Below are 12028 nucleotides of genomic sequence, written 5' to 3'. Positions count from 1 at the left end.
AGTAATCTATGATAAAATAATTCTTGATTTGTCGAAATTGTACTTCGATAATATAGAACAAACCATATTGATTGCGAGGAACATTCCTAATGAAAAAATTAAGCAAATTTGTGGATACTAGGATTGGTTTTTTCACCCTCCTAGTTATCCTTTTTTGGTTAAAGACCCTGTTTGCTTACTTTACTGACTTTAAGCTTGGTGTTACGGGAATTTTTCAATACCTTATTTTAATTTTTAACCCGTTAGCGACCACTTTTTTTATTTATAGTTTAGCATTCTACTTTAAACGTTCGCGGTTCTTCTACCCAGTTATTATGGGGTTAGACATTGCAAACACATTATTACTCTATTTAAACGTCATCTATTATCGTGAATTTACCGATTTTATGACAATTGCTACGATGACTGGTTATTCAAAAGTTAATCAAGGTTTAAGTGGTAGTTCACTTGCCCTCACTAACTTTCATGACATCTTTTACTGGTTAGATATCGTCGTAATTCTTATTTTAATGCTCTGTAAAGTCATCAAATTTGATCCACGAGCAATTGGAACACGATTAGCATTCGCATTTAGTTCCGTTGGTCTTGTCTTATTTGGGGTTAATTTGTCTTTTGCGGAAATGAGCCGCCCTCAATTGCTTGGACGGACATTTGATCGTTCTTACATTGTAAAATATCTTGGTATTGATACTTTTACTGGTTATGATTTAGTAAAATCGCAACATATCAATAATATGCGACAAAGTGCTACTAAACCTGAACTGCTAAAAGTTAAAAAATTCACCGATAAGCACTACGCTCCGGCTAATCCCCAAATGTATGGAATTGCCAAGGGTCGTAACGTGATTATCATCCACCTTGAAAGTTTCCAACAATTTTTGATTAATAAGAAGATCAACGGTCAAGAAGTTACCCCATTCCTTAACTCGCTTTATAACGGCAAAGATACCTACTCGTTTGATAATTTCTTCCATCAAGTCGGTCAAGGTAAAACTAGTGATGCAGAAAACCTCTTAGAGACTAGTACATTTGGCTTGCCACAAGGATCTTTATTTGCCACGTTGGGAAGTGATAATACCTTCCAAGGCGCTCCAGCTATTCTTAATCAACGCGCCGGTTATACGAGCGCAGTCTTCCATGGAAATGTTGCTAGTTTCTGGAACCGCAATAATGTATACAAAAATTTAGGTTATCAATATTTCTTTGATGCTAGTTATTATGATACTTCTGGAGATAAGGCTACCGGATATGGCCTTAAAGATAAGTTATTATTCAAAAACTCGATCAAGTATCTCCAAAGTTTACAGCAGCCATTCTATGCTAAATATATCACTGTTACTAACCACTTCCCTTACACGCTTGATGACGAAGATAAGGATCCTAACTTCCAAACAACTAATACTGGGGATAGTAACGTTGATAATTACTTTGTAACAGCCCATTATCTTGATCAATCAATCCAAGAATTCTTTAATTATCTCCAAAAGACTGGACTTGATAAGAAATCAATTATTATGATTTATGGTGATCATTATGGGATTTCAAACAGCGAGAATACTTCCTTAGCAAGTGTTCTTGGAAAGAGTGCAGATGATTGGACAGACTTTGATAATGCTCAACTTCAACGTGTACCACTAATGTTTGTCATCCCTGGTACGGGTCACGGAAAGGTTTACCATACCTATGGTGGAGAAGTGGATGTTCTTCCAACCCTCCTTCACTTGTTAGGAATTAGCAGTAAACGCTACATTCAGTTTGGAACTGATCTCTTCTCTAGCAAGCATAATCAAGTAGTTGCCTTCCGTAATCGAGATTTTGTTACCCCAACTTATACTAGTGTGGGCGGAACAATTTACAATAATAAGACTGGTAAAGAAGCTAAACTTACCAAGAAGCAACAAGAGAAGTTAAAGAAAGATCAAGAGTTTGTAAATGAGGAATTGACTCTTTCTGATTCGTTAAACGAAAAGAATCTCTTGCGGTTCTACCATCCAAAAGGGTTTAAAAACGTTAACCCAGCTGATTACAATTATTCAAATGGTCTAAAACGAGCACAGCGAATCGAAAAGAAGAAGGGAATTAAATCAACGAGTATTTACTCAGAAAACGGTGACCGTTCAACTGTCGATGACTACAGCACTGACGCCCCTGAACAAAACCACTCTTCAACTGACTCTAATCGGATTAAGATTACTAATCCAGATGCGAATAATAAGTAGCACGGGTACAACATAGCATAATAGAGCCTAGCAAAACATTTTGTTTTGTCTAGGCTCTGTTTTTTAAGTTTAAGCTAATTTCAATCAACTAAACTTTTCCTCCAGTAGCAAAAGTGATATTGTTAACTTATACACAAAGAATAATGGAGGGATTTTTATGGTTGAAGAATTTGGCTCACCATCGTCGTATATTCAAGGTAAAGGTGTCCTTTTTGAAAGTGATAAGTATCTTAAAAACTTTGGCACAAAGCCGTTACTATTGGCTGGCGAAACAGTCTATAAAATTGTAGGTAAGCGGTTTGAACAATATCTTCAAGAAAGCGGTTATGATGTTACCCGTGTTCAATTTAATGGTGAATCATCCACTAACGAAGTAAATCGAGTCACAGAAATTGGTAAAGAAAATAATGTCACTGTCGTTTATGGTCTTGGTGGTGGTAAAACAGTTGATACTGCCAAAGCGATTGCCGATAACCTTAACTTACCAGTTGTAATTATGCCAACATTGGCTTCAAACGATGCACCTTGTTCTCGTCTTTCAGTAATCTACACTGATGACGGTGGCTTCGATCATTATCGTTTCTACAACCAAAACCCTAATCTGGTTTTAGTTGATACTCAAGTTATCGCTAATGGTCCCGTTCGGATGCTTATTTCTGGAATTGCTGATGCTTTAGCTACCAATGTTGAGGCACAAGCAGTTGCTCAAGCTCATAGTGATACAATGCTTGGTGCAAAACAAACCCTTGTTGGAAATGCAATCGCCCAGAAATGTGAAGAGACATTATTTAATTACTCGCACCTAGCTGTAGCAGATGCGGGAGCACATGTCGTTACGCCAGCATTTTCTAATATTGTTGAGGCTAATACCCTGATGAGTGGTCTTGGTTTTGAAAGTGGCGGTTTATCCGGTGCTCATGCTATTCATGATGGCTTAACAATTTTAGAAGAAACACATGATTTAACACACGGTGAGAAAGTTGCATACGGAACACTTACCCAATTAATGCTCGAAGGTGCTGATAAAGAACGTTATAACAAATACTTCCAATTTATTCTTTCTTTAGGCCTCCCAACCACTCTTGCTGATCTACATTTAGAAAATGTTACTGATGAAGAATTGCTCAGTGCTGGAAAAGCCGCCTGTTCAGAACAAGATACCATGGATCGTTTGCCATTTAAGGTAACTCCAGATGACGTTGCGCAAGCATTACGAGCAGTTGATGCATATACTAAACAATATTTAAATAGTCACCATTGTCATCATAGCCAGATGTAATAAAAAATCAGACGCAGAATTTTTCTACGTCTGATTTTTTTGTTATTTACCCCATAAGAAATTAATTAATGCCTTATCAACTTGAGCATTATTATGAAGTTTCGAATGTTGAGCATCTTTTCCTGTTATTTTTAGGACACGGTACGACTTTGCCCGAGCAGCTACTAGGTACTTGAGTGATAATGACGATGCATTATCAACAGTTCCATCTGTATGATTACCAATATCACCGATAATATTAAGAACTGCTACTTGACCTTTAGGATAGGTTTGCCGTACTTCTGTCATTTGACGATATGTAGCGTTCATTTCATTTGGCTTGCCGTCTTTATTTAATTTCATTCCAACTGGTTGCTGGATAGCAGCAGGTACTTGTTTAAAATTTAATCCAGCAAAATGACCTGCAATATCAACCTGTTTTTGCAATTGAGGCATATTCTGATTCTTACCGTTTTGCAACATATAGTAAATAATCGAAATATTTCCCAGGGAATGACCAACCATATTAATCTTAGTTATGCGATAGCGTTTCTGTAATGCCTTTACAACATTTGTCGCATATTCGCCATGCTTATTAAAATTCAACTGTCTATTGTTATCATAATTTACCTCAACAATTGGATTGATAGCCCCTTTATGCATTGAACCATGAAGGGTAACTTTCCCGTTATTAGCAACGTCAGCTCGCAGAACTGTACTCGTTACCCCGGCTTTTTTAGCCGCATTTACCATGTGTTCTTCTGCATGATAACTACTGCCTCCACCATGGAAAAATAGCGTTGGCGTTGTTGATTGCACATATTTGCTATGTTTTTGCTGACGCCAAACTGCACCACCAACTATTGCCAGAATAACAATTACTATCACTACACCAATCCCAATATGGCTTTTTTTCATAATTTCACCCGCTTTTTTGTTTACTTAGATTATAAGCCTAAGAACAATAATGCAGCCAAAACTTATTTTAATGCAGGAGACGTTGCCAAAAGTTGCCGCGTCGAACATCATTAGCACTATATAGGGAATAAGTTAGAGGCTCACCATTAAGCGTTTCCAGCTGATCACTAGTTATTCTTAAACTGCCCACACGTTCACCTTTCCAAATAGGTGCTTCTAGTTTTTTCTTTTTATATTGTGTTCCAAGTGTATAGTTAGTTTTTGTATCGTACGGACTCCAAATGGTTACATGTTGTGGCGTGAGTTTCATTGTTTTTTCAACACTATTAGCTACTTTACGCGTTGTTACTGATGATGGAACTTTTATTTTTTGTAAATGATCCTCTGTCTTAAGGATCTTATATAAATTCTGAGTAGCCTTAAATCGATTATCTTTATTGCTCCCTTTTGAATGTAAGATAACAGTAATAATGCGATGCCCCTGATACTTACCTGTACTTGCAAAACAAGCTCCTGCACTGTCAGAAGTTCCCGTCTTCAGTCCATCAATCGTTACTCCTTTTACAGCGTACTGCTCTCCCGGTAACATCTTATTAAGATTTTTTTCAGTCTTAACTTGATCTTTCGCTATTTGAAATTTTACTTCTTTTTGTGCTGTAATTTGCAAAAGTTCAGGATAATGTGTCACAAAGTATTGCGATAAAATGGCAACATCACGTGCACTCATTGTATTAGCAGCATTATTAGGAAGGTCAGCTAACTTAAAACTTTTCATATCTCCATTATCTAATCCAACTGAATTAACAATGTTGGTCTTAGTCATTCCAATTTTTTTGGCTTTTTGCATCATTTTAAGATTAAATTCATCGGTTCCATCCCCGGTAGCGGTCGCAAGTGCCACGGTAGCTCCATCAGCTGACTTTACAAGGGCTGCATTGATTAATGTCCGAACTGAATAAGATTGACCAGATTTTAGGCCGATTGAAGAATAAGCAGCATCATTAGAAATAGCCGCAATTTCAGGAGTTATTTTTACTTGAGTATCCCACGAAAGCTGCTTCTGTTGGATTTCATCTTCTATTACCAAAATAGTTAATAATTTTGTAATTGAGGCCACTGGCAGAGCCTTATCTACATTTTGCTTATAGATAATTTGCCCTGTTGAAGCATCAGCCATGATCGCTGCAGAAGCATCAATTCGACTATTTGCTAATACTGATTGACTCCCCCCCATTAGCATCATGAATAGAGATAAAATAAAAACTGTCAATTTTTTCATAAAATCTATTCTCCTATTTTCTCCAAGTACGGTAAGATAAACTTAATAATAAATAATAAAGGAATTCATTATGAATAAAGAACTTAAATCTCTGCTTTTCATCTCAACTGGCCTATTCCTTATTTTTGTTCTAATTTTTAACCTTTACACATATAATGCTACTAGATTTATTCCTCAAGCTAGCAAAACAAGTCAAATTCTTAACCAAAATCGCCTTCGTGCCCCTAATATTCACCGATCCTCTGAAAATTGGGCATATCCCAAGCTTGATAATGCTCCCATTGAATTGATCGCCATCAAACAAGCAAAAAGAATTCTAGTTATCAACTCAAATAAGCGACAAGTTATTTACATTATCCATGCACAGATTAATTTACCAGCGCAAAAAAAGGCTTTTCGCCTACTTCACGCTCGGGGACAGCAAATTTATCATATTAATGGTTCCCAACAAGCCATCGCTAAGAATTGGTTAGGAATTACTAATGGGAACTACATCGAAACTCCTGTCACAGATATGAATAATCATCAGGTCTCACGCAATTTACGAAAAGTACCCAAAATTGAAAACACAATTCAAGTATCAACCCCCGATGCTAAATGGCTTCAAACTTTGCCTGAAAACACACCTTTAATAGTTAAGGAGGACTATTAAAATGATTTCACGATTAAAATATGGACGTTTCTTTAATCACTTATTTGGAAGTAATCTTATTTCACTAATAATAATTATCTTTTATAATCTTCTTACATACTTCATCCCATTAATCAAAATTTCAATCACGCAAATAATTTTTTTCTTTCTAATAATCGATCTGCTCTTGATCATCTTTAAAATTTTAGCGCTACAAAATTAGCCGACAACCTCAATCTTAGTACCGACTGGCAAATTCTTTTCCATCCATTGAGCGTCTGGTACTGAAAGTCGAATACACCCGTGTGATCCTTGTGTCTTTCCAAGTTTAGCTGCTTCTTGTTCATTATATTTTCCGTCCGCTTTAGTCGGAACACTATGGAATAAGTATTCTCCATGATTTTTCCAGGAAACATAGTAATTAGCTCCTTCTTTTAATGATTGATTAAAGAAGCTATCTCCTCGCTCTTGTTGAGCATAAAATGTTCCTGTCGGAGTCACACTTTTCATCTTACCTGTTTTAGGATCCTTTTTGTAAATTCCGCCTGTGCTATACATTGTATAAATGATTTTTGAACCATCATACAAATATGTCCGATTATTTTTTAAGTCAACTTTAATCCAAAAATCCTTCACTTTACTTAGATCTGGGTATGGAATTGTTTCTGAAGACTTATGCCAATCAATGGGGGTTCGCATATGACTTTCACTACTGTTGACATTCTTTTCTTGTGTTGGTTTTTCTTTTACTTGCGATTCAACTACTGCTTTTTTGGGATGTGCATTTGAAGCAGCATGTAATTCTGGACCAACTGCAATTATTGCTACTAATAAGCAAAATATTCCATAAATCCAATGCTTTACTCGTAAGTTCAAATTAATTTCTCCTTTACAGATAATTCAAAACATCACTATTATAATTATAGGGAATTTTTTATTCAATATACTTTAAAAAAGGTGTACAAAATGCGAGATAATCTTAAAGTTTCATACTTAACTGCTATCTTTTTCTTTATTGTTGCTATCATTTATGCAAATCTTGCGTAAACAATCGTGAGGATTATATTATGACATCATTTTTTTCATTCATATCAAATATTTGGTCGTATACCATCAATCATAAATGGTCAAAGGATATTTTACGTGCCAACCTCCTTTTTATTCTTTTAGTTATTATTTATGATCTTTTTCACTTTTCATTAAAAATAATTAATTGGCGGATCTTCTTCAAAGTATTTCTACTATTAAATATTTGTTTGTTTTTTAAGTTTCTTTTAGATGGTATTGATCGCTATTTAAGAACCCGGTAACTTTACAAAAAATTCTTTATTGAGTTATCAATTTTCCGTGCTAAGATAGGAACGTAATTATTTATTTTCGATTTGAGGAAGGTACAATGCATTCAAACATTAAATACTGGATAGCAGGAATAGGAGCATTATTAATTATAATGATTGCGGGGATGACTGTTCACCAGAAAAATCATTTCAACAAAAACGTAACCATCAATAATATTGCCGTTGGGGGACTAACAGCCAAGCAAGCTTTTGATAAGGTAAAGGGGACCTCAGGAGCAACCAAAGTATATGTTGACAATAAGCTAGTTTACCAAACTAAATCAATGAAGGCTAACTTTAACAATAATGATGAACAAAAATTTAATCAAGCACTGAAAAAGCAGTTTACATTTTTCCCATCACGTAAAGCAACAAATTTATCAATAAAGCCGGATAACTTTGATCAAGATTCGCTTAATATTGCTAAAAACAAATTAACTAACAAGGTACAGCAACTCAACACAGGCCGTAAAGCTCCCGTTGATGCCTATGCTGTCTACCAAAATGAGAAAGTTACTGTAGTTCCAGCGGTTAAGGGTAATAAATATGATTTACAAAATGCTGTTAATCAACTAAATAATCAAGCCGGAAGTACTAAAATTAACATTACCTTACATAAGGAGCAGCCGATTGCTGCAAATAGCAAAACCGTCAAGAACGAGGAGAAACAATTAAATAAGTTAAAAGGGAAGAAAGTTACTTACCTTGTTCAAAGCGAAAAGTATGACCTTACTACCAGTCAAATTATTACCCGGGCAACTTATCAAAATGGCAAGTATCATTTCGACACTGCAGCCTTAAACAAACAAGTAAAGGAAATCAATGAAAAACATGCAACACTTGATAAACCATTTAAATTTAGGACTCATTCTGGAGCAGAAATTACCACTACAGCTAATGGGTCCTATGGTTGGAAAATTAGCGAGAAAAAAGCTGGCAATTCGTTAACTAAAGCAATTATCGATGGTCGTCAAGAAGTTGATGGGAAGCACGATATTGAAGGTAAAGGCTATAACACTGCTGGGCTCGGCTACAATGTTACATCCAATAATGGTATTGGAGATACTTATGCTGAGGTTTCATTAGCTGACCAACGAGCTTATTTCTACAAAGATGGTAAATGTGTCCTTGAAACGGATATCGTTAGTGGGACTAATAACGAAGGCAACAAAACGCCCAAGGGAGTCTGGTATATCATGTACCAACAAAGTCCTTCCGTTCTCCGTGGACAAAACGATGATGGATCAAGTTATGCAAGTAAAGTTAATTATTGGTCGCCGTTTACTTTAACGGGATGTGGCTTCCACGATGCAAGTTGGCGTCACAATTGGTCCAAGACTGCTTACCTAAGCGATGGTTCGCATGGCTGTATTAATATGCAACCAAGCGTGGCTGGACAAGCCTTCCATGATTTAACGCAAAATGAACCAGTTATTATTTATTAATACTCTAAGGAGGTTGGGAACCACCCCATCCTCTTTATTATTTTAAAAGAACGCCTAACCGGACTGTGGTGAAAAACTTGCAAGCTAGCTTATTTTTATTCTCTTAATTAATATATACGTAAAAAATTTCCCTTTGCACCTCATAATTCTAAAATAGTGGTACAGTAAAAATGTATCTTAATCTTAGGAGGCTTAGATTATGACTGATAAAATTGTTACTGCAGAAGAAATGCGACATTACGATTCTTACACCATTAATACAATCGGTATCCCTTCCCTTGTATTAATGGAACGAGCCACATTAGCCGTTCGCGATGAAATTTTACATGCTTTTCCAATCGCGCTAAAAGATGTAGTAGTAGTTGCTGGTAGTGGAAATAATGGCGGAGATGGAATAGCTATTGCACGTTTGCTTCATATTGCCGGTGTCCATGTAACAATTCTCAATGTAGGTAATCCTAAACATGCATCTGCTGAACACCAAATACAAGAAAAGATCGCGCACTATTATCAAATTCCTGAAACTTCTGATCTCGCTGTCCTTAATAAGGCAACATTAATTGTCGATGCCATGTTTGGAATCGGAATCGATCGCGCGGTAAAAGGAGCTTATGCCGACGCGATTAATGCGATCAATAACACTGATGCGGTTGTCGTTGCAGTAGATATGCCATCAGGAGTTAATACTGATACTGGAGAAGTAATGGGAACTGCTGTCAAAGCTACTACAACTGTAACTTTTGCCTATAATAAGGTCGGCTTAACCAAAAATGGTGGAAAAGATTATGCAGGAAATGTTGTCGTTGCTAATGATATGGGAACTTATGCAGTAGACTGATTGGAATATTATTTACCAAGCCGTTTTACTATTAATCGCCGAATATTAATATTATTATAATCAGTGATGAACGTTTTAGTGAACTAATTTGGAGGTAAATAATATGTCAGAGTTAACAACCAAATTATTTATAGATGTAAAGAACTTTGAAAAATACCAATCAATGTTAAAGTGCCAAGTACACATTGAAGAAGAACGCCATGGTGATTATTGCTTACCTGGTTTTCCTGATCGTCATAATTTTCACCGCCTTCTCCGGATTCTACGTAAACATAATGACGGTTTAACTAGCAAACAACTAATTTACGACTTCGATTACCGGCCAAGTGACCTCGAAGATGCTACTAAGGCATTAGTAACAAACAATTTGGCAACTACCACCCCAATTAATGAGGAAGACTATAAAATTCGGCTTAACACTGAAGGTATCGAAGTTGCTGATAATTTGCTAAAGCGTCGTGACAAGATTGCTGAAGCTGCTTACCACACATTGAGTGAAAATGAACAACGAGAATTAGACCGGCTCGTAAACAAGCTAACAGAGGATTATGCGAACCGCGATGTAAATTACAACGCCCTTGGCAATATTTGCCATTAAAACGAGATTCGACCAAAAAAGCAGCGACTAAGAGAATTTTGCTATAATCTCTTAGTCGCTGCTTTTTTTAGCGGGGTCAAGCCTTCTCAAAAAGGAACTTTCCCGCTTGCGTTTAATTTAGTTATTTCAAATATTCTACCGGATTTGCTACAAAATCGCTAACTTTAATAGTTGTTGCATCCTTAGTAGCCGCATTTTTTAATTGGAAAGTTCCTTCTTCGACTTCACGAGCGCCAAAAACTGCAAAGTACTTCGCATTACGACGGAAAGCTTCTTTGATCTGCTTACCAACTTTTACTCCGCTGTAATCTTTATCAGCCACGATTCCTTGCTGGCGAACCTTACTGAGGACTTCAAATGCCATTTCATCCCCCTGCTGATCAGCACTAGCAAAGAAGACATCTAATTGATCTTGAGGAGCAAATGCAGGATTTTCTTCTTGGAGTAAGAGCATTAACCGTTCAACACCCATTCCGAAGCCAATTCCACCTTCTTCAGGGCCACCAAGCTGGCTAATTAAACCATTATAACGGCCTCCTGCACAAACAGTCGTGTACCCGCCACCAAATACTGGTGAGTCTGACATAATTTCAAAAATAGTATGGTTATAGTAATCGAGTCCCCGCACCATATTGGTATCAATTTCAAAATCAATTCCTAATTTCTTTAATAAGGCCTGCACTTCGTCAAAGTAAGCTTGTGACTCTTCATCAAGGTAATCAAGGATTGATGGAGCTTCTGCAACAATCTTCTTATCACCTTCATCTTTACTATCAAGTACACGCAATGGATTCTTATATAAACGTTCTTGAGAGTCTTTACTCAATTCATCATAATGAGGCTTTAAATAGTTAATTAATGCTTCCCGGTAATCTTCACGAACCTTCTTATCCCCTAGAGTATTAATAACTAATTTAACATTTGGCACCCCAAATTTCTTAAAGAGAGCCATTGCCATTGAAATAACTTCCACATCAATTTGTGGTGACTCATTGTTTAATGCTTCAACCCCAATTTGGTGGAATTCACGTTGTCGTCCTGATTGTGGCCGTTCATACCGAAACATTGGCCCCATGTAATAAACTTTATAAGGTTTAGGATATTCTGGACCATAGAGCTTGTTTTCTACGTAAGCCCGTACTACTCCAGCTGTCCCCTCTGGACGCAATGCAATATGACGATCACCTTTATCATGAAAATCGTACATTTCTTTTTCAACAATATCTGAGGTATCACCCACATTCCGTGAAAAAACATGGTAATCTTCAAACATCGGTGTTCGAATTCCACGGTATCCAAACTGGTTAAAAACTTCGCGCGCATTTTGTTCTACTTTTTCCCAAATGCTTGTAGTTCCTGGTAAGATATCTGCAGTTCCCTTTGGCTTTTGATAATCCATTAACTGTGTTTCCCCTTTCGTTACGTATAAAAACAAAAGCCCTCTAAGACCTTAACAGCCTTAGAGGGCGATATCTATCACTGTTCCACCTCTATTTACAGTAACC

The 12028-nt window shown here is 36.6% G+C and carries 10 protein-coding genes; 6 read left to right on the top strand and 4 right to left on the bottom strand.

Annotation, left to right across the window (positions count from 1 at the left end):
* Window positions 1-89: 89 nt before the first annotated feature.
* Window positions 90-2219 carry an LTA synthase family protein gene (locus tag H5S10_RS02030; RefSeq protein WP_182588560.1) on the top strand — a complete coding sequence of 710 codons (2130 nt, stop codon included), beginning with the start codon at window positions 90-92 and terminating at the stop codon, window positions 2217-2219.
* Between the two features lie 157 nt (window positions 2220-2376).
* Window positions 2377-3498 (top strand): glycerol dehydrogenase, encoded by a 1122-nt coding sequence (locus H5S10_RS02025; RefSeq protein WP_182588559.1) that lies wholly within the window; start codon window positions 2377-2379, stop codon window positions 3496-3498.
* A gap of 42 nt (window positions 3499-3540) precedes the next feature.
* Here H5S10_RS02025 and H5S10_RS02020 read toward each other — a convergent pair whose 3' ends face one another.
* Both H5S10_RS02020 and H5S10_RS02015 read right to left on the bottom strand, forming a co-directional pair.
* Window positions 3541-4395 carry an alpha/beta hydrolase gene (locus tag H5S10_RS02020; RefSeq protein ID WP_134907654.1) on the bottom strand — a complete coding sequence of 285 codons (855 nt, stop codon included), beginning with the start codon at window positions 4393-4395 and terminating at the stop codon, window positions 3541-3543.
* A gap of 67 nt (window positions 4396-4462) precedes the next feature.
* On the bottom strand, window positions 4463-5674 hold the full coding sequence (locus H5S10_RS02015) for a D-alanyl-D-alanine carboxypeptidase family protein (RefSeq protein ID WP_182588558.1): 1212 nt from the start codon (window positions 5672-5674) through the stop codon (window positions 4463-4465).
* Between the two features lie 70 nt (window positions 5675-5744).
* Between H5S10_RS02015 and H5S10_RS02010 the strand changes: the two genes are divergently transcribed.
* Window positions 5745-6326, top strand: coding sequence for a hypothetical protein (locus H5S10_RS02010; protein WP_182587213.1), 582 nt, complete (start codon window positions 5745-5747; stop codon window positions 6324-6326).
* Window positions 6327-6524: 198 nt separating this feature from the next.
* Here the strand turns inward: H5S10_RS02010 and H5S10_RS02005 are convergent, their stop codons facing one another.
* Entirely contained in the window at window positions 6525-7181 is a 657-nt protein-coding gene (locus H5S10_RS02005; protein WP_182587214.1) for a L,D-transpeptidase, read from the bottom strand.
* Between the two features lie 520 nt (window positions 7182-7701).
* Between H5S10_RS02005 and H5S10_RS02000 the strand changes: the two genes are divergently transcribed.
* The 3 genes from H5S10_RS02000 to H5S10_RS01990 all read left to right on the top strand — a co-directional run bounded on the left by H5S10_RS02000 (window position 7702) and on the right by H5S10_RS01990 (window position 10523).
* Entirely contained in the window at window positions 7702-9087 is a 1386-nt protein-coding gene (locus H5S10_RS02000) for a L,D-transpeptidase family protein (protein WP_182588557.1), read from the top strand.
* A gap of 199 nt (window positions 9088-9286) precedes the next feature.
* The gene (locus H5S10_RS01995; RefSeq protein ID WP_182588556.1) at window positions 9287-9925 is read left to right on the top strand and encodes an NAD(P)H-hydrate epimerase; all 639 of its coding nucleotides are present in this window, start codon (window positions 9287-9289) and stop codon (window positions 9923-9925) included.
* A 103-nt stretch (window positions 9926-10028) separates the two neighbouring features.
* On the top strand, window positions 10029-10523 hold the full coding sequence (locus tag H5S10_RS01990) for a helix-turn-helix domain-containing protein (protein WP_182588555.1): 495 nt from the start codon (window positions 10029-10031) through the stop codon (window positions 10521-10523).
* A gap of 121 nt (window positions 10524-10644) precedes the next feature.
* Here the strand turns inward: H5S10_RS01990 and hisS are convergent, their stop codons facing one another.
* The gene (gene hisS / locus H5S10_RS01985) at window positions 10645-11922 is read right to left on the bottom strand and encodes a histidine--tRNA ligase (protein WP_182587218.1); all 1278 of its coding nucleotides are present in this window, start codon (window positions 11920-11922) and stop codon (window positions 10645-10647) included.
* Window positions 11923-12028: the final 106 nt, after the last annotated feature.

Origin of the sequence: Limosilactobacillus balticus (genome assembly GCF_014145615.1) — a bacterium.
Classification (GTDB): domain Bacteria; phylum Bacillota; class Bacilli; order Lactobacillales; family Lactobacillaceae; genus Limosilactobacillus; species Limosilactobacillus balticus.
This window is presented reverse-complemented; position numbering and strand designations above follow the sequence as displayed.